Source organism: Aquabacterium sp. TM01 (assembly GCF_057808345.1).
Map to the genome: position 1 here is coordinate 2,914,057 of NZ_AP046529.1, position 16,555 is coordinate 2,930,611.

At 62.1% G+C, this 16,555-nt stretch carries 31 protein-coding genes; 23 read left to right on the forward strand and 8 right to left on the reverse strand.

What is annotated here, in order from left to right; all coding sequences use genetic code 11:
- Position 1 precedes the first annotated feature (1 nt).
- The 6 genes from AC3WW4_RS13350 to AC3WW4_RS13375 form a co-directional block, all read right to left on the reverse strand.
- Positions 2–493, reverse strand: coding sequence for a hypothetical protein (locus tag AC3WW4_RS13350; protein WP_488828968.1), 492 nt, complete (start codon positions 491–493; stop codon positions 2–4).
- Positions 490–1,035: a hypothetical protein gene (locus AC3WW4_RS13355; RefSeq protein ID WP_488828969.1), complete on the reverse strand. Its 546-nt coding sequence runs from the start codon at positions 1,033–1,035 to the stop codon at positions 490–492. Before AC3WW4_RS13355 ends, AC3WW4_RS13350 begins: the two co-directional genes overlap by 4 nt.
- Positions 1,032–1,427: a phage holin family protein gene (locus tag AC3WW4_RS13360; protein WP_488828970.1), complete on the reverse strand. Its 396-nt coding sequence runs from the start codon at positions 1,425–1,427 to the stop codon at positions 1,032–1,034. The genes AC3WW4_RS13355 and AC3WW4_RS13360 overlap by 4 nt, the downstream gene beginning before the upstream one ends.
- 39 nt (positions 1,428–1,466) lie before the next feature.
- On the reverse strand, positions 1,467–2,990 hold the full coding sequence (locus tag AC3WW4_RS13365; RefSeq protein ID WP_488828971.1) for a DNA cytosine methyltransferase: 1,524 nt from the start codon (positions 2,988–2,990) through the stop codon (positions 1,467–1,469).
- Positions 2,987–3,373 carry a hypothetical protein gene (locus tag AC3WW4_RS13370; RefSeq protein WP_488828972.1) on the reverse strand — a complete coding sequence of 129 codons (387 nt, stop codon included), beginning with the start codon at positions 3,371–3,373 and terminating at the stop codon, positions 2,987–2,989. The genes AC3WW4_RS13365 and AC3WW4_RS13370 overlap by 4 nt, the downstream gene beginning before the upstream one ends.
- A 100-nt stretch (positions 3,374–3,473) precedes the next feature.
- Positions 3,474–3,656 (reverse strand): hypothetical protein, encoded by a 183-nt coding sequence (locus AC3WW4_RS13375; protein WP_488828973.1) that lies wholly within the window; start codon positions 3,654–3,656, stop codon positions 3,474–3,476.
- A gap of 15 nt (positions 3,657–3,671) precedes the next feature.
- Here AC3WW4_RS13375 and AC3WW4_RS13380 point away from each other — a divergent pair, with 15 nt between their 5' ends.
- Positions 3,672–4,076, forward strand: a complete 405-nt coding sequence (locus AC3WW4_RS13380) for a hypothetical protein (protein WP_488828974.1) — start codon at positions 3,672–3,674, stop codon at positions 4,074–4,076.
- Positions 4,077–4,094: 18 nt separating this feature from the next.
- Here the strand turns inward: AC3WW4_RS13380 and AC3WW4_RS13385 are convergent, their stop codons facing one another.
- Entirely contained in the window at positions 4,095–4,337 is a 243-nt protein-coding gene (locus tag AC3WW4_RS13385) for a helix-turn-helix domain-containing protein (protein ID WP_488828975.1), read from the reverse strand.
- On the opposite strand from AC3WW4_RS13385, the gene AC3WW4_RS13390 reads away from it, so the two are divergent.
- From AC3WW4_RS13390 to AC3WW4_RS13495, 22 genes are all read left to right on the forward strand, one after another.
- A complete protein-coding gene (locus tag AC3WW4_RS13390; protein ID WP_488828976.1) occupies positions 4,336–5,160 on the forward strand; it encodes a S24 family peptidase in 825 nt (274 codons plus the stop codon). The genes AC3WW4_RS13385 and AC3WW4_RS13390 overlap by 2 nt on opposite strands.
- A gap of 83 nt (positions 5,161–5,243) precedes the next feature.
- Complete coding sequence (locus tag AC3WW4_RS13395; protein WP_488828977.1) at positions 5,244–5,582, forward strand: hypothetical protein; 339 nt, start codon at positions 5,244–5,246, stop codon at positions 5,580–5,582.
- A gap of 266 nt (positions 5,583–5,848) precedes the next feature.
- Positions 5,849–6,307, forward strand: coding sequence for a hypothetical protein (locus tag AC3WW4_RS13400; RefSeq protein ID WP_488828978.1), 459 nt, complete (start codon positions 5,849–5,851; stop codon positions 6,305–6,307).
- Positions 6,304–7,062, forward strand: a complete 759-nt coding sequence (locus tag AC3WW4_RS13405) for a DUF1828 domain-containing protein (protein ID WP_488828979.1) — start codon at positions 6,304–6,306, stop codon at positions 7,060–7,062. The genes AC3WW4_RS13400 and AC3WW4_RS13405 overlap by 4 nt, the downstream gene beginning before the upstream one ends.
- Positions 7,063–7,329: 267 nt before the next feature.
- The gene (locus AC3WW4_RS13410) at positions 7,330–7,716 is read left to right on the forward strand and encodes a hypothetical protein (protein WP_488828980.1); all 387 of its coding nucleotides are present in this window, start codon (positions 7,330–7,332) and stop codon (positions 7,714–7,716) included.
- 86 nt (positions 7,717–7,802) lie between these two features.
- Complete coding sequence (locus AC3WW4_RS13415; protein ID WP_488828981.1) at positions 7,803–7,946, forward strand: hypothetical protein; 144 nt, start codon at positions 7,803–7,805, stop codon at positions 7,944–7,946.
- Complete coding sequence (locus AC3WW4_RS13420; RefSeq protein ID WP_488828982.1) at positions 7,943–8,098, forward strand: hypothetical protein; 156 nt, start codon at positions 7,943–7,945, stop codon at positions 8,096–8,098. The genes AC3WW4_RS13415 and AC3WW4_RS13420 overlap by 4 nt, the downstream gene beginning before the upstream one ends.
- Positions 8,095–8,436, forward strand: a complete 342-nt coding sequence (locus AC3WW4_RS13425) for a hypothetical protein (RefSeq protein ID WP_488828983.1) — start codon at positions 8,095–8,097, stop codon at positions 8,434–8,436. Before AC3WW4_RS13420 ends, AC3WW4_RS13425 begins: the two co-directional genes overlap by 4 nt.
- A gap of 7 nt (positions 8,437–8,443) precedes the next feature.
- Entirely contained in the window at positions 8,444–9,247 is an 804-nt protein-coding gene (locus AC3WW4_RS13430; RefSeq protein ID WP_488828984.1) for an ERF family protein, read from the forward strand.
- A 72-nt stretch (positions 9,248–9,319) separates the two neighbouring features.
- Complete coding sequence (locus AC3WW4_RS13435; RefSeq protein WP_488828985.1) at positions 9,320–9,574, forward strand: hypothetical protein; 255 nt, start codon at positions 9,320–9,322, stop codon at positions 9,572–9,574.
- 30 nt (positions 9,575–9,604) lie between these two features.
- Positions 9,605–10,729: a recombination-associated protein RdgC gene (gene rdgC / locus AC3WW4_RS13440; protein ID WP_488828986.1), complete on the forward strand. Its 1,125-nt coding sequence runs from the start codon at positions 9,605–9,607 to the stop codon at positions 10,727–10,729.
- Positions 10,726–11,205: a hypothetical protein gene (locus AC3WW4_RS13445; RefSeq protein WP_488828987.1), complete on the forward strand. Its 480-nt coding sequence runs from the start codon at positions 10,726–10,728 to the stop codon at positions 11,203–11,205. The genes rdgC and AC3WW4_RS13445 overlap by 4 nt, the downstream gene beginning before the upstream one ends.
- Positions 11,202–11,426, forward strand: a complete 225-nt coding sequence (locus tag AC3WW4_RS13450) for a hypothetical protein (RefSeq protein WP_488828988.1) — start codon at positions 11,202–11,204, stop codon at positions 11,424–11,426. The genes AC3WW4_RS13445 and AC3WW4_RS13450 overlap by 4 nt, the downstream gene beginning before the upstream one ends.
- Positions 11,423–11,749, forward strand: a complete 327-nt coding sequence (locus tag AC3WW4_RS13455) for an N-acetyltransferase (RefSeq protein WP_488828989.1) — start codon at positions 11,423–11,425, stop codon at positions 11,747–11,749. Before AC3WW4_RS13450 ends, AC3WW4_RS13455 begins: the two co-directional genes overlap by 4 nt.
- Positions 11,746–12,366, forward strand: a complete 621-nt coding sequence (locus AC3WW4_RS13460; protein WP_488828990.1) for an ASCH domain-containing protein — start codon at positions 11,746–11,748, stop codon at positions 12,364–12,366. The genes AC3WW4_RS13455 and AC3WW4_RS13460 overlap by 4 nt, the downstream gene beginning before the upstream one ends.
- Positions 12,363–12,860 (forward strand): hypothetical protein, encoded by a 498-nt coding sequence (locus AC3WW4_RS13465; protein ID WP_488828991.1) that lies wholly within the window; start codon positions 12,363–12,365, stop codon positions 12,858–12,860. Before AC3WW4_RS13460 ends, AC3WW4_RS13465 begins: the two co-directional genes overlap by 4 nt.
- Entirely contained in the window at positions 12,857–13,099 is a 243-nt protein-coding gene (locus AC3WW4_RS13470; RefSeq protein WP_488828992.1) for a hypothetical protein, read from the forward strand. The genes AC3WW4_RS13465 and AC3WW4_RS13470 overlap by 4 nt, the downstream gene beginning before the upstream one ends.
- Positions 13,096–13,284, forward strand: a complete 189-nt coding sequence (locus AC3WW4_RS13475; RefSeq protein WP_488828993.1) for a hypothetical protein — start codon at positions 13,096–13,098, stop codon at positions 13,282–13,284. The genes AC3WW4_RS13470 and AC3WW4_RS13475 overlap by 4 nt, the downstream gene beginning before the upstream one ends.
- Entirely contained in the window at positions 13,281–14,336 is a 1,056-nt protein-coding gene (locus AC3WW4_RS13480; RefSeq protein WP_488828994.1) for a hypothetical protein, read from the forward strand. Before AC3WW4_RS13475 ends, AC3WW4_RS13480 begins: the two co-directional genes overlap by 4 nt.
- Positions 14,333–14,827, forward strand: a complete 495-nt coding sequence (locus tag AC3WW4_RS13485; RefSeq protein ID WP_488828995.1) for a hypothetical protein — start codon at positions 14,333–14,335, stop codon at positions 14,825–14,827. Before AC3WW4_RS13480 ends, AC3WW4_RS13485 begins: the two co-directional genes overlap by 4 nt.
- Positions 14,824–14,991 carry a hypothetical protein gene (locus AC3WW4_RS13490; protein WP_488828996.1) on the forward strand — a complete coding sequence of 56 codons (168 nt, stop codon included), beginning with the start codon at positions 14,824–14,826 and terminating at the stop codon, positions 14,989–14,991. Before AC3WW4_RS13485 ends, AC3WW4_RS13490 begins: the two co-directional genes overlap by 4 nt.
- Positions 14,975–15,241 (forward strand): helix-turn-helix domain-containing protein, encoded by a 267-nt coding sequence (locus AC3WW4_RS13495; RefSeq protein ID WP_488828997.1) that lies wholly within the window; start codon positions 14,975–14,977, stop codon positions 15,239–15,241. Before AC3WW4_RS13490 ends, AC3WW4_RS13495 begins: the two co-directional genes overlap by 17 nt.
- Here the strand turns inward: AC3WW4_RS13495 and AC3WW4_RS13500 are convergent.
- A complete protein-coding gene (locus tag AC3WW4_RS13500) occupies positions 15,192–16,409 on the reverse strand; it encodes a tyrosine-type recombinase/integrase (protein WP_488828998.1) in 1,218 nt (405 codons plus the stop codon). The two genes, AC3WW4_RS13495 and AC3WW4_RS13500, sit on opposite strands and share 50 nt — an antisense overlap.
- Positions 16,410–16,555: the final 146 nt, after the last annotated feature.

Sequence of the window (16,555 nt, forward strand, 5' to 3'; positions counted from 1 at the left end):
GTCAGTGCCCCGTCACTTCGATGGCTGGCCAGGCTTCGAGGATGGTTCGCGCATCGCTGGCGTGCCCATCAGCTTGAGCCGCCACCTCTCCATATCGCGCCGAGCACTCAGCGAATACGTCTCCGAGGGTGTTGGCGTACTCAAGGACGGCGGGGGCGGGAGCTTGGGCAAGTCGGCGGGCTGCTTCTGAGGCTTGTGCCCGCATGCTTGCAGCAGCATCGCGCACGGCAACAAGATCAGAACGTAAAACACGTTCACGATCACGCCCAGCATTGAGGGCCGCTTGGTACTTGGCATTCCAGTCTCCTTCGACTTTGCGCACCCGCTCGGCGGCGGCTGCTTTCTCGTCCAGAACTTCGGCCCGGTACCGCGAGGCCTCGGCCCGCAATCCGGCCAGGGTCGCGCCGAGGCGGAAGCCGTTTGCTGACCAGCCTAGGTTGAGGCCTAGAATCGCCCCAGCGGCCAATGCGATGACTGCAGCGCGCGGGATCATGCTCGCGCCCCAGTGATGAACTCACGCGCCGCGGCGTGGTTGCGGTCGAACTTGGCGCGCAGCTCCTGACGCTGCGCATCGGTGCCGCGCTCGTATGCGCCAGGGCGCCAAGTGCGCAGGTACAGGCGCCAGGCCGCCGCCACGTCGGACGGGGCCGGCATGGCGATTGGGTCGGTCCAGATCAGCAGGCGGGCAAAGGCGGCGCCGAGCACATCGTCAACTGCCATGCGCTCCCAGGCCGCGCGGCTGTCGGCATTGACGCCGCGTGCCGCGCAGATGCGGCCGGCATGGATGCGGCTGGCCTTGTGTTGGAGCACACCCAGCACGCCCCCTGCCCGCTCGAACTGCCAGAACGACAAGGCGGGGCCGAGCACGGTGTTCTTGCCACCCGCCTCCAACTGGTCCCGATGCTCGAAGCGCGACTCTTGCAGGCCAAAGGTCAGCATCAGCACGCGGGCGCCCGGCGTGTCCATGATGGACGGCAGCAGGGCCAGCGCCGGCTCGATGGCCGAATGCAGGACTGCGGTGAGCTTTCCGGTCATTGCGTACCGCCCAGCTTTGAAGCGGCGCGGCGCTTGGCCTCGTCCTCGATCAGCGTGATGACCTTGGCTCCCATGTGCCCGCTGATGCCGACCAGCGGCGCGGTCAGCATCTGGTCAATTTTCAGGTACTCGCACAGGTAGAAGACCAGCAGGCCTGCGAAGGCGCTTGTGGCAATCTCACCGACCAGGTGCATGAGGCTCAGAGCCTCAACCTCACCACGGCGGACCTTGCTGTAGAAGCTGACCAGCCCGCCAAAGATCGCCAGCCCAAGCATGAGTCCGTATGTCTTGACGGGGTAGCTCAGCGGGTCGCGTGGCACGTTTGCTTGAGCCCATGAGATCGCCGGGCCAAGCAGGTGCAGGCACAGGATGAGCTGGATCAGGTACTTCATGGCGCCTTTCTGGTGTCTATGCGCCGATGCTAGGGAGGCTCAGGTCTCCTTGACCTTCACAAAAGCTTCGTACTCCTTCTTGCGCCCTCCCACCGTCGTGATGCGTAGCGTCAGCTTGTACTTCTTACCGTGTACGCCACCTATCACCCAGAACTTGACCCAGCCACCCTGATGGGCCAGCTCTTGCGATCCGGTGCCCAGCGACACCTCGTCACCGACTCCAGCCGGCAGCGCGATGACCGCGCTTGCAATCGTGTCGCCGCTGATCTCGCTCAGGTAAGGGTTGATGTCGAGGTCGTAGTCCTGCTCGTCCCATGGCTGCTTGTCGAAGGTGCCGGCCGCTGCGCCAGATGCGGTGACGGTGTTGAGCGGGTCGGCCACGCTGCGGATGCCGTGACTGAATCGCTTGGCGCCGTCTTTGCCCTCGCCGTGGCCCATGTGCACCAGGTTGGCCGTGACAAGGCTGTGGTGGTCCACCGTGGTGGCGGTGCCCATGGGGTCGGCCAGATCAGAGCCCACCACGCCGGTGTAGTGCTTTGCCAGCCAGGCGCTCACCAGTGCGTGCTTCTGACCGGCCACCACGGTGCCCAGCGGCTTGCCAATGTCCAGTGCCCGGGGTGCTTGGCCGTCGCGCTCGCCGTAGCCGGTTTGCACCAGGGTGGGTACGCACAGGGCGTGGTGGCCCCCCTTGGGGTTGGCCGTCACGGTCGACAGTGGTTCGGCTGTTGTGCGCACGCTGTCGCTAGACCAGTTGGCGATGCTGACAATGAACGGCTCGTCAGCCTCGACCACGTACCGCATGATCCCCTTGGCGATGCGCCGGCAGGTGGCGTCGGCTAGTGGCTTGCTGCGCTCAAAGATGCTCGGCGCGGGCACGCTCCAGTCGATGCACTCGGCGGCGGTGCGCCAAGGCTTCAGGCGCTTCTGTTTCACGGGCAGGCTGTCGGGCTTGCCGTGGGTGGCCTCGGGCCACACGATGGGCATGCCGTCGCGCCGGGCCACCAGGAACAGGCGCTTGCGGATGGTGGGTGCGCCGAAGTCGCATGCGCGCATCTCGCGGTGCTCCACCACGTAGCCCATGCGCTCGAGCTGGCGCTTCCAGCGCTGGAAGGTTTGGCCTTTGCGCAGCGGGCATGGCTTGTCGTCAGCGCCCAGAGGTCCCCAGGTCTGGAACTCTTCGACGTTCTCCAGGCAGATCACGCGCGGCTTTACCGCAGCGGCCCACTTCACCACCACCCAGGCCAGTGAGCGGATTTTCTTGCTAACGGGCTTGCCGCCCTTGGCTTTGCTGAAGTGCTTGCAGTCGGGTGATGCCCACAGCAGGCCCACGGGCTGGCCGTCTGTGACCACCACCGGGTCCACCTCGAAAACGTCGCTCACGAAGTGGCGGGTCTGCGGGTGGTTCGCTTCGTGCAGACTGATCGCCTCGGGGTCGTGGTTGATGGCAATGTCGACATGACGGCCGATGGCCTGCTCGATGCCGGTGCTGGCTCCGCCACCCCCCGCAAACAGGTCAACGACCAACTCATGAGCGATAGAGAGGATGAACTGATCTCCAATCACAGTGCGCCCCCAGTCTTGCGATACAGGGCCACCGGGTGGGCGCGTGTTTCTGGGCTGCTGGCCTTGCGGTACTCGCCGGCCGGCTCCATCGGCAAACCCGCCGCGATCAGCACGCGCGGCATGGCGCCCCAAACATGTGGGCTGTGGGGCACCGGGTGCTCGCAGGCGTCCGCGTAGGCGCGCAGATCCTCAATGGCGAACTTGGCGCCTACGTCGAGGCTGGTCAGGTAGGTCTTGGCCAGGAACACGAAGCGGTTGACCCACTCCTGCTTCTCGGCCTCAAGGGCGGCGTCTTGCCCTGCCCGCTTGCGCTGCTCGCCGGACACCACCGCGCGGCTGGCGGCTGTCCTGGCGTCAACGTAGACAAGATCTGCTTGTGTCATGTAGCATTCACTCCGTCTGATAGGCCCGCTGAGGTGTTGCACCACCGATGAAGCGGGCCTTTTCTTTGCCTGCACGTTGTGGCCGCAGGCATCGCCAGATTCAAGCCGCCGACCGCAGCGGGCGCGACCCGTAGGCCAGCGCATCAAGGCGCTGGATGCGCTCAGCCATCTCAGACAGGGCGCGAGTCGATTCGATGAACTGACGCTTCAGCTCGTCCGCCTCATCACGAGGCTCGATTGGCACCGGCTCGGAATAGCTCAGGCTGCGCGCTACGTGGCTCACGTAGGCGTGGCACCCGTGATCACGAGCAAGGCGAGCAATCAGCAGAACCTGATCAGGCGTCAGGCGCTCAGCCTTGCCTTCGTTCAGGCAGTTCAAGAGGTGGCGCTGCGCTGCGTCTACCGTCTTCTCAGGCCACACGCGATGCCCGACAACCTTGGAGCCGCCAGCCTGACGAACGCACTCAATCAGGCACTCGTTGAGGGATTCAAACTCGGTCATATCAACCCTTCCGAAAAGTTCGGAGCCGTTCGGATTGCCGTCATGCAGGCAAAAAAAGAGACTTCGTTCATGACGAAGCCAAACGAAACATCTAATGAAGCCTGGGCAGCCGCGAAGCTCTCTTCGCTGCTTGCCCTGATCGAGTCACGCGCAGCCGTGGTCCTGGCCTGGGTGGCGGACCTTGATGAGCTGGGGGATTGAGTGGCCACGGCGCGCATGTCAGGCGGCGGTGGGCTCTGCGGTGATGGAAGTCGCCGCGGCTCGGTCGATATCCTTGAGGACGTCCGGCCTCGCAACTTCGAGGTACATCATTCGCGCCTCGGGGATTCCGCACTCCCGCCACTTGCTGACGGAGGGCATGCGGATCCTGAACAGACGGGCAACCTTGGCGGTGCCGCCGAGATCGTCGATTACTTTGCAAGCGTTAGCGTTCATAACGCTTATGTTAGCCGCGGCGAACATGAAATGCAAGCCTGCGCGAACCTTGCCGCTGTTAGGCTGGGCTTATATGAATACGCTACAAGAACGCCTGCTTGAACTCTTCCCAGAGCCTCACAAACGCGGGTTGAAGGCCGAGATCGCACGCCTGTGCCATGTCAAGCCGCCATCAGTCACGGCATGGTTCAGTGACCCCCTGAAAGTGACGACGCTGCACCGAACCCACGCAGAACGAATCTGCGCCACGTATCACCAAGACATCTCGCCGATTTGGTTGGCAGAGGGGGTCGGGCCAAAGATGCGCCCCGAACTTCCCTTGCTCAGCCAAGACGCCCTCAATGTAGACGGCGGTGCGCGCCACCGGAAAGGATCATCCCTCAGGGACTCCATCCGGAGCCTTATGTCAGACGGTCTAGAGCCTGGCCAGGTCCGTGTTCCAGTCCTTCAAGTGACTGGAAGCATGGGCTCGGGCGAAGAGACGCCAGCCGATGAGGCGATCTCGGGATCCATTACTTTGGCTATCGAATGGGTGACGAATCACCTGCGCGCGACCAAGGCTGACCACCTGCGGTTCATACACGGGCACGGGGACAGCATGAGCCCCACCTTTGAATCGGGGGACGTCCTTTTGGTGGACTCGGGCGTCAAAGAGGTCCAAATCGACGGAATATATGTCCTGTCCGCACATGGCCGGCTCTTCATCAAGCGGGTTCGTCAGCGGATGGATGGTAGTTTCGAAGTCAGTAGCGATAACCCGGCGCACAAGACCGTTGACGTTCTGAATGGACAGGAGGATGTCTCCATCCACGGGCGGGTCGTGTGGGCGTGGAACGGCAAAAAAATCTAAAGCTAGGCAGGCAAAGCATGAAAGCACTTGTAGCAGCACTCTCCCTCGCAGTCTTGAGCGGGTGCGGAGCGACCGGAGTTCGGGTGACCGAGGAGCAGCTCAACTCATTCAAGAAGGGAGAGGCCACTGTCGACCAGGTGGTTGCCACACTGGGGGAGCCCAACATGCGCATGCGCCTTCCTAACGGCACGATCATGCTCACCTACTCCTATTCGGAGTACAGCGCCCGCCCGGCCAGCTTCATCCCGATCATTGGCCCGTTCGTTGGTGGCGCTGACGCCAAGGCGACCGCCGCCACGCTGAGCTTCGCCCCGGACGGAAAGCTCATCGACACCGTATCGACTGAGACCTCATACGGCACTGGGAACGGCACGGCATCAGGCATCCAGTCTCCGATTGAGACGCAGCAGCCACGCAAATGACCAGCGAAGCCACGAAGCGCAAAGCCGCTCAAGACTTGGCCCGCTTCCTGGCGGAGACCTTCCGCATGCTTGCGGCAAGGGGTCGGCGAGAGACGCAAATGGCTGAGCGATTTGCGCTGATATGGGGTCGCCGGGTTAAGGGTGAGTAGAGCTCGCTCCACTATCTCAGTGACATTCTCCGCATTTCCGTAGTGAAGGGCGAGGGTACCGCCCTACAAATTCAAAGTTTTGGCTGAATACAATGATTTTTTCGAAGGGGATTTGTCTTGAATGACCTGCCGGAAGCAGAGGCGGAGGCGATACTTGGAAAACAGTATTTCTGCGAAGACCCTACTGACTGGATCGAAAACAATAGACCACTGTCGACCTGGACGCTTGAGCAGGGTCTGTTGGATGGAGATGGCTTTAGTGTCGGATTGTTCGTAAGGCTGTGCGTTAAACAGTCAGCCAGAACTCGAACGACCGCCTACAACTTCGGCGTCTTCAAGAGGAAAAACAGGCGCGTGGACACTCCGCGGGTCTATGCTTTGGATGTTCCGCTTACGGCAACGGATCCACAGGATTGGCACGCCTCGGCCCATGAGCACATTGGTGACCGGCGTCACGAGGTCAATAGCGGCCGCCCTTTCGCGAACTTCGAGGCTACCTTAGACTACTTCTGTTCAAGAGCCAACATCACGTTCACTCCGCCCCTTGGCAACCCACTAACATTCACGCTCAAATGATCTGCTCGAATCTCGCACAGCTCACTGGCTTGGAGTGCGTGCCGCTTGCTAAGGACGGTTCCCTGGCTCTGATCAAGACGCCGTTTACGTTTGCGGACGGAAGCCCTATCAGCCTGTTCACGGAGAGGGTTGGCGAACACGTTCGCTTTTTTGATGACGGCCTAGTTCTCTTTCACTTCATAGCGCGCGGGTTAAAGCTGCCGGTGACTTCGAACCCGCGCTTTCTAATGAACATAGCGGAATCGACTGAGGTCAACTGCAATGACGAGGGAGTCCTGGAAGTTCTCGCCCGCGCTGATCGCGCTTCTGAGGCTTTTGCAAAATTCACATCTTGCATGCTCAAGATTGTGGAGTGGGAGCAAGTGAACACCGGCTTGAACTCGCACGCTGCCTATTTTGTCGAGGAAGTTACACATGCGCTCCGCTCTTGGAGGCATGGTGCAACCATCGCGAAATCACCGATCTATACAGGAAGCTCGGGCAAGAAGCACACTGTTGATTTCATGTTTAACGATGAAGGGGTGATGGCGATTACGCCGCATCCCAATGCTGCTGCAGCAGCCCTTCACAAGTTGATCGACATTCAGAATGCGTCAGCCAACTCTGATCAGCGATTCCTGATCGTGATTGATGACCGTAGCGATGCGCGCCGTGCGCATCATGAGTTTGCGATCTTTGAGGCCGTGACAACTACGGTGATGTATTCAAGGTTGGCAAAACTTGCAGAGCCAACTGAAGCTGGCGTTCTTCACTAGCAGCAGCCAACTTCACAAAGCCACCTTCGGGTGGCTTTTTTTTGGCCATCACATCCATGTGCGCTCAGCCTGGCGCGAGAAGCCGAGGCATCACCTCAGCCGCGCCACCCCGGCCTACTCTTTCGCTCGCACCCCTTGTTCGCGGGGCGGCCCCCCTCATCTCACATTTTGTTAGCCTGTCGTTAGCTACGGCTATTGACATGTAGTTAGCTACGGCAAATAATAAGGCCTCGACACACGAAGCCGCTCAGCGGCACGGAGTAGTAGATGGCCTACCTTGACTTTGATGACCTTGCGCTTGCAGCGCACGACCGCGCCGAGTGCGAAGCCGCTGACCGAGAAGCGGCGATGGATGCCCTGACCGACCGCGTGCAGCTCGAAATCGAGCGCGACGTGATGGCCTGCACTGAGCTGGGCGACTTGTCCAAGGGCTTCGTGACTGCCGGTGATGCAATCGGCGGCGGAAAGTCCCGCGAACTCGCGCAGCCTGTCCGCGACGCCTTCCTTGGGGCGGTGATCGACAACGAGCGAAACCTGGGCCTGCTGTCCAAGCTGATCGCGTCGCCGGCCGGCAAGGAACTGCGCGAGGCGTTCGCCAAGACCCACGCGGCCATCAATGCAACAGCAGTTGCGGAAGCGCGGGGGCTGTCATGAGCAACAGAGACACAAGCCCGCCAGCGTTTCCGCTTGCAGATTCCTGCTGCGAGTACGGCGGCACCAATCGCAGCGGCGCAAACGGCATGACCCTGCGCGACTACTTCGCAGCGAAGGCGATGCAGGCGGCAGCCACGAACCCCACGGGCGCTGATGGATTCACCTTCGATGAGCGCGCCAAGTGGGCCTATGCCCAGGCCGACGCAATGCTGGAGGCACGCAAGCAATGAACCGCATCGCCCAAGTCGCCAGCGACTTCGCTGTGTTCTTGCGCGACCCCGTGGAAAGCCTGCTGCGCGCCCTGAACGAGGGCAAGACCTTTGACCGAGCGGTGGTCGTCATCGGTGTCGCCGGCCTGATCGTGATTGGAGCAACCCTGTGAACTACCCAGTCGAAGCCCTGGAGGCTTGCGAGGCCCTGAGCCACCCACTGACCCACCCTGACATGCGAGAGCACGCCAAGCGCACATCAGACGACTCCATCGTTGAGTGGCTTTACACGAAGGACGGCGGGGCCAAGGTGGACACCCGGCACCCCGGCCCCATCGAGATGCTGGATGGCCCCGACGAAGAGCCGGCCATACCGGCCAAGACCGCCCGCATCGACGCCTATCTGGTTGTGGCGGTGCTGTGCGTGATCGCTGTCATTGGCCTCGCACACAAGGCCGCACCCCTGATCGAAACCCACCAGCCTGCCCTGATGGGCGCAACTGCGAAGTGAGGATGACATGAACGAAGTCATTGAAGCCCCAGCACGATCCGTCCAGACGGCCACATCACAAAGCGACTCGTCAGCATTGATCCAAGCAATCACCGCCGCGGCGAACAACCCCCACACGGACATCGAAAAGATGGAGCGCCTGTGGGCCATGCATGAGCGGATGGCCTCCCGCGATGCTGAGCAGGCTTTCAACGAAGCCATGATGACGGCTCAGTCTGAAATGGGCCGGGTCTCCACTGATGCCACCAACAACCAGACCCGAAGCAAGTACGCAACCTACGGGCAACTGGACAAGCACTTGCGCCCAATCTACACGCGCAATGGCTTCTCTCTGAGCTTCGACACGGCGGAAGGTGCGCCAGACGGCCACCTGCGCGTGCTGGCATACGTCTCCCACAAGGCGGGTCACACGCGAACCTATCGCGCCGATGTTCCCGCGGATGGGAAAGGCGCCAAGGGCGGCGACGTGATGACGAAGACTCATGCGACGGGCTCGGCAATGTCCTACGGCATGCGCTACCTGCTCAAGATGATCTTCAACGTGGCCATCGGCGAAGACGACGACGACGGCAACGCGGCCGGTGTTGACGCAGTGAAGCAGGTGGCGGCGGAAACCATCGCCAGCACCATGCTGACCACGTTCAGGGAGCAGCTGCCCAAGACATCGACAGATGAGGCGGCGGCATCTCTGTGGGCCACTGCCGGCAAGGCCCTTCTCGCAACAGGGTGCAGATCTGCATACACGGCATTCCGTGATGAGGTCATCTCTCACCGAACAGCAATGCGCAACACAGGAGGTCAGCATGCTTGACTTCCGCATCCGCTGCAGCTCGGTCGGCAAGATCATGACGGAGCCGAAAACCAAGGCCGAGGGCACCCCCCCATGGCGGCAGCCGCGGCCAGGGCGAATCGCGAGGCCGAGCTTTCCGCCTGGATCAAGACCGGCCGAGTTGGCGCTGCGCCAAAGCCATTCGACGAGGACGTGTGGCGATCAACTGCCCGCCTGAAGGCCGTCCGCTCCAAACCTTACGAAATTGAGTCGTCTGCGCAGCAATGCGCCCAGCTGGCGAAGTCCAGCGGGTGGACCGAGGTTCAGGTTGTTGAGATCAAGAAGAGCCTCAACCCATCTCATGCCTGAGCGACGCCGGGCCAACATCAAACACACACCATGTTCAAGAACCTCACCATCTACCGCATCGGGCCTGACTGGTCCGCCGACCTAGCCACCGTCGAGGAAGCACTCGGCAAGGCGCCCTTCGCCGAGTGTGGCGCCACACAGCAAAAGTCGTCTGGCTTCGTCCCGCCGCGCGGTGAAGCCAACGGCGCCCTGGTGGAGGCCGTCGACGGCCAGTGGATCATCAAGCTGATGACCGAGCAGCGAGTGGTGCCCGGCGCCACGATCAAGAAGCGCGCCGACGAGATCGCCGCCCAGATCGAGGAACAGACCGGCCGCAAGCCGGGGAAAAAGCAGATCAAGGAGCTGAAGGAGCAGGCCCTGCACGAACTGCTGCCCATGGCGTTCACCAAGTCCTCCAGCACCATGGTCTGGATCGACCAGGCCAACCGCCTCCTGATGATCGACAGCGCCAGCCAGTCAAAGTCCGACGAGGTGGTCACGCTGCTGGCTCAGACCTGCCAAGGCCTGTCCATGAGCCTGCTGCAGACCGCCATGTCGCCCAGGGCGGCCATGACCCGCTGGCTCGGTACCGGCGAAGCGCCCTGGAACTTCACCATCGACCGCGAGTGCGAGCTCAAGTCCACCGACGAAATGAAATCCGTGGTGCGCTATGGCCGCCACAACCTCGACACCGACGAAGTGAAACAGCACATCGTCAGCGGCAAGGCGCCCACCCGCGTGGCCATGACCTGGCGCGATCGGGTGTCGTTCGTCCTGACCGACGCCATGACCATCAAGAAGCTGGCCTTCCTCGACGTGGTGTTTGAGGGCGCCGTCTCCGTGGACAAGGGCGAGACGTTCGACGCTGACGTGGCCATTGCCACCGGTGAACTGAGCCAGCTCATCCCCGATCTGGTCCAGGCCCTGGGCGGCGAGCAAACAGTGCCAGCGCCAGCCGCCCCGCTCCTTGAAGTCGATGGGCCTGATCCGATGTATGCCGCAGCCGTGGCCATCGTCACCAAGCATGGCAAGGCGTCGATCTCCCTGGTTCAGCGCCACCTGCGCATCGGCTACAACCGCGCCGCCCGGTTGCTGGAAGCGATGGAAAAGGCCGGAGTGGTCAGCCGCATGGACAGCACGGGCAGCCGCACCATCCTGAAAGGCGGTACGGCATGAGCGACAAGACCCTGCGCGATGCCTTCGAGGCATCAGTCATTGAGCGCATGAAAGAAAGCGGCTTTCTGGAAGTCCAGATCCGTGTGGAATGCCTTGTCCGCAGTGGCGAGGACTACCAAGACGAACTGATCAACTTTGGTTGGTGGGCATGGCAGGCGGCCATCCGCCAGCAGCCCTCCGCCGCTGATCCGGATGGCGGCCTCTGCTACGTGCAGGACTCGCGCACCTACGTGGGCAATTGCCCGCTGTGGTGGCGCGCTGAAGGCAAAGGCTACACGACCAACCTTGACGAGGCTGGGCGCTACACCTTCGATGAGGCCATGCGCATGCATGAGAGCAGGTCAACTGACATCCCTTGGTTCTGCCGAGAGATCGAGCCCCTGCGCCGCGCTACCGTCGACGCCCAATACCTTCCGCGCGACACCCGCGATCAAGGCGCTGCCATGCTCGCAGCCAAGGAAGGCGGTGCTGCATGAACACCCAAGCACCCGCCCAGCCCGTCGCCCAGCACCACTGGCGCTTCATTGAGTTCACCCCCCGCCGCGCCATGCGTGGCGCCGAGGCCGCCCGCGTCGAGATCGACCCATCCGGTGAATGGGTGTGGATGAGCAAACGCGACATCAAGCTCAACATCCGCGACTTCGGCCACCACGCCGAGCTGCAGAAAGCACTCAACGCCTACGGAGAAAAGGCATGACCCGCTACACCACCGAATACGGGGCCTTCTGCATCGAGCAGATCCCCAATCAGCCGCAGCTTGCGCATTGCCACTCGTTTCACATCAAAGACGAGTTCAAAGGCAAGGGCCTGGCCCGCCAGCTCAAGCTGTTCCAGTGCCACGTCCTGCAAACCCTGTCCTTCGACTACGCCACCTGCACCACCGCTGGGGACAACATGCGCCAACACCGCGTACTTGAGGGCCTGGGCTGGGAGCGTAAGGACGAGTTCAAGAACAGCGCCACTGGCGCAACCACGATCCTGTGGGGCTGGAAGGTGCAACCTATCGAGGCCAAAGCATGAAACAGCGCCCCATCCTGTTCAGCGCGCCAATGGTGCGCGCCCTGCTGGACGGCACGAAGACACAGACACGGCGCTTGGTGAAGATGAAGTCACACCATCAGATCGAGCAGCGTGACGACGGCAGCAATTGGCCGTGGATGTACGACGGCGCACGTGACGCCGATTGGTGGATGCCCTGCCCCCACGGCCAGCCAGGCGACCGCCTGTGGGTGCGCGAGACGTGGGCCTATGGCATCCACGCCATGGCAGCCAATCGCGATGAGGACGGCCCGTTTGTCTATGCCGCTGACGGCACCACCCAGGGGCGCCTCTGTGATCGCTGGCGCCCGAGCATCCACATGCCACGCACGGCCAGCCGCATCACCCTGGAGGTGACTGGCGTGCGCGTGGAGCGGTTGCGGGACATCAGCATCGAAGACGCCAAGGCAGAGGGCGCCTGGGGCCCGGACGATTCCATCGTTGACAAGGTGGCCACGTACTTCGGCATCGACGTCCTCGGCGCCAACCCTCGCCTCGCCTTTCAAATGCTCTGGGAATCCATCAACGGCCCCGGATCTTGGGATCTGAACCCCTGGGTGTGGGCGATCGACTTCAAGCGCCTGGAGCAGCCAGCATGAAAAAGCGCACCAAGGCATACCGCCCCAAGCGCGTGGCCTCCAACAACATGTTCCTCGCCGCCCAGAACATGGGTGTCCTCACGGATGACGAACGCACCTTTCTGGTCACGCCGCTGCGGGTCGCCTTCGAGGCCCTGCGCACCGGTCAATGCACCATCGAGCAGTGGGAACTGCTGGCCGACGCCGCAAACATCGCCGGCGAACTCGTCAAGCTGCTGATCTGCACCGATCAGCCGTCCGTCAGCATCCTGACTGAAATGCTCCTGGCCCTCGGCTCTGTGTGCACCCGGTACCACCGCACCGGACGCATCGGCGCCACCGGTGAAGAGCTCAAAGCGATCGCGGCCGGCATCGAGCGTCACGACATCCAGCTTGAGTTCACGACTGGCCTGGATCTCAAGAAAGCCGGCGCCGCGCTGGAGCGCCTGAAATCCGAAGCCCGAGCAGGCCGCGTGCCGTCTCTGGGAATCAAACAAGTGGAAGCGAACCCATGAGCACCACCAAATACAGCGACATCGAGCCCGTCACATCGGTGACGCACGTGACCACGGCCGGCGGTACCGGCGAGGCCTTCGCCGGCCCCATCGTCATCGGCCACTACACCAGCAACGACGGCGAGGTCTGGATCGAGCAAGAAGGCAAGCGCGTGCACATCCCCGCCGAGCACTTCAAGGCAGTCATGAAGCAGCTGAAGCGTGCAAACCAGATCGCCAAGGAGGCATGCAGCAAATGAAAACCGTGACCGTGAACGCTCAAGCCCTACGCCAGGTGCTGTCCGCCCTCGTCGGCCCAGGCCATCTGATCCGTGAGCTGCAGGCAACCCGAACCATTGATCAGCTCACCGGCAGAGAAAACCCCATCAACACGCTGCTGCGTGAGTTCAAAGAGCAAGCAGACGCCAAGGAACACACCCAATGAATCACGCACTGAAACTGGCGGACGAGTTCAACCGCTACTTCACCTCTTCCAATGGCGTTGACGTGCCCGAGCGCGTGAGCGTTTCGCGTGACGAGTGGCGACAGCTCCATACAGCCCTGCAATCCCGCGCACAGGTTGGGCAGGTGCCGCTGCTCGACCTGCCCGAATGGAGCGACATTTTGGATAAAAACAATGCTGGCCTGGAGTTAACCCCAGTTGAGCAATTTATCCATGACAACGAGCCGTCGGGAGATCAAGTAGAACAGTTCCGCAGCGGGCTTATCCGCGTCATCTCCCACGCTGCCGCCCCAACACCAGTGCAGGAGCAAGCCCAGTCCAGCGGAGACAGGCAGCGCCGCGATGTGGGAAACATCATGCGAAAGCTGGACGGCCTGGTGTCCAACATCAACGAGATTCACAAAGCGCGCACTGACGCTGAGCGCGATGAGTTGATCCGCGAAGCAAATACAAACCGACAGTACCTGGTCCAGTTAATCACGCGGGCCATTTATCGGCAGGAGCAAGCCCAGGCCGAAGCGCCGAACCTTTCCGACCCAGCCGTGCAGAAGCGTTTGGCTGCGCAGTGGGGCTATGTGCCAGCCCAGGCCACGCCAGTTTGTGGAGCGCAAAACGCTGAATCTGATCAACAAGCACCGTTGTCACTCACAGGAACCACGCAACCGGCAGAGGTGACGGACCGGGACATCGAGCGGGTGTTTGCCGACCACGGGCTTGTGACAACGAAGCGGTCGATGCGTGCCGCCCGCGCAATCCTCGCCCTGCGCCCATCTACTGCGCCCAACCTTGCGTGCTCGTCGGTACAGGCTCGTCTTGCTGCCCAGTGGGGGTATGTGCGCCCCGCAGCGGTGCCGATGACGGGGGAGCAGTGGACCGATGTGCTCGGATCGGCTGGCCCTGACCTGCTGGACTTGGCCAAGCAGTGGTCTGACAACGAGGTCCATGTCTACCAGTTTGTCAACGAGGCCGAGAAGATCGTGAAGTCCGCAGTGCTGCGGGGCATCACTGCTCAGGCCAAGAAGGAGACGCCATGAGCATCGAACTGAAACAAGCAGCGCAGCAGTCCACACCATCCCTGCAAGCAGTTTCCCGCTACATCTCTGACGTCCTTGCAGGCGATGCGTCATACAGCGAAAAGCACATCGCTCGAACCATCATGTACCTGCTTCCGCTGGAACAAGCCGTGCTTATCCAGCAGGCAGAGGCCAAGCAACCCGCTGCGCCTGAGCCGGTGAAGCTGTCTGCGGACGTTCGGGAGTACCTTCAAGAAGGAATCAACAACGCCACGCAATGCGAGGAAGCTGACATTGATTACGATTTTGCCAATGGTTTGAGCACCCTTCTTTGCGCCACCCTCTACACCCACCCCGCGCCGGGTGTGCCGGTGCCGCCGAAGGCAACACCAGAAATGCGCGCTGCTTTCCGTCGGGCCTACCGAGAAGGTGGGTTTTGGAGCGACCGGCTTGACTATGCGCTTGACCAAATGCTCATCGCCGCCCAGGCGCAGAAAGGTGGTGCAGCATGAGCCGCCGCTACCGAGAACGCCGCGAGGCCATGGACGCCAAGCACCTGGCCATGGCGCCCACCGACGACACCTCCCCTGACGATGACGCCGACTTTGACAGCCTGGCTATCTACCGGGATGCCGAGAACACCGAAAGCGAGGAACCGCGTGAGCGAAACCATTGACTCAGACGAGTGCGCCGACCTGCTGCGCTGCACCCCAACCCAGGTCGAAGAGCTGGCCCGATCCGGCGAGATTCCCGGCCTCAAGCTGGGCCGGGGCTGGCTGTTCGTGAAGGGCGATCTGCTGGCCTACCTGGCAGAGAAGGCCCGCAAGGAGGCCGAGGCCCGACGCGCCCGCCGTCAGCCAGGGATCACTCCGCTGGTCACGAAGCAGCGCCGGAAGACGCCGCCACCTTTGCCGGTTCCTGCGTAGCCCACATGCGCGCCGCCAGATCCGCGCCCCGGAAACTGGCGTAGCGCTGGGCCATGGTCGAGTTGGCCGACCAGCCCATCACGCGGTTGACCTCTTCGGGCCGGAACATCCAATTGCCGGTGGTGTCGCGCATCTCCAGCCACCGGCATGTGGCCTCATGGCGCAGGTCGTGCTCACGCAGCCCAAGCACCCCCGCATACTCAAAGGCCAGCTTGAAGCGGAAGGAAAGCCGCTGGCTGACGGTCTTGATGTCAAGGTCCGGTTCCTCGTCCATGAACGGGAACAGCCACGCCTGCGGCAGCATGGCCCGGGTGGACAGGTAGACAGACAGCGCCTCATGCACCTCGGGCTGCATTGGCACGTCACGGAACACCACTTTTCCGCGCCACTGCTTGCTGGACTGCACGCGGATGACCTTCTCGGCCATGTCGATCTGGTTGCGCCTGAGCGTGTACGCCTCTTTCAGGCGAAGCCCGGTTCCGACGATCAGCAGGAACATGGTCAGCAGGGCATTGCCACCCTTGAGTTGCAGCCCCCTGGGCCGGTCATCACGTTGGCCGCCAGACAGCACCCAGACGATCTTGGCCTCTTCGCCGGGGTTCAGGCGCCGGTCACGCGCCACATCGGCCTTGGCCGTCTTTCCTGCCGACTCAACCATGGCCCGGTCGCGCTCGTTGTAGCTGCTGTACCCCTTGGGCAGCAGGCGCACCGGGTTCTGCATCACCACGTCAGGGTGGTGCCGCGCCCATTCGTCAATGCACCGGCCGAGGGCTTGAATGCGGTGGCGGATCGACCCAGGCGCAAGGTTCTTTTCGACCTTGAGTTGTTGCAGGTACTTGGTCAGCCACGCATAGGTTGCGTCTTCCAGCCGCACCGAGCCGACCTCCATCACCAGCGAGCCCAGCGAAGATTGCTGGGTGGGTGCCGCGTGCCCACTGTTGGCCCACGCACGCACCACCTGGGCCAGGGTAGCATCGGTCAGCGCCTTGGGTTTGAGCAATTCGGCGGGCGGTTCGAGGTTCGCCATCTTCATGACGCGCCACCGCTCAGCGTAGCCGTTCGCCTCTGCTTCGGTGTCGAACGTGAAGTAGCGCCGGCCACCCGGCAGGGATGGGTGGCGTAGGCCAATCTCCCACTTGCCTGACGGCTTCTGTCGTGCTCTTGCCATGGTGCGCTCCGGTTCAATCAGACGGCTATGCTATCCGCCTTGTGGTGTCTCAGCCGCCACTTTCTGGCGTCTTTCACTGATTCTCACCTGTTTTTCACCGACAGAAGCGCCAATGCAATGACGTAAGTTATTGATTTGCATGATCT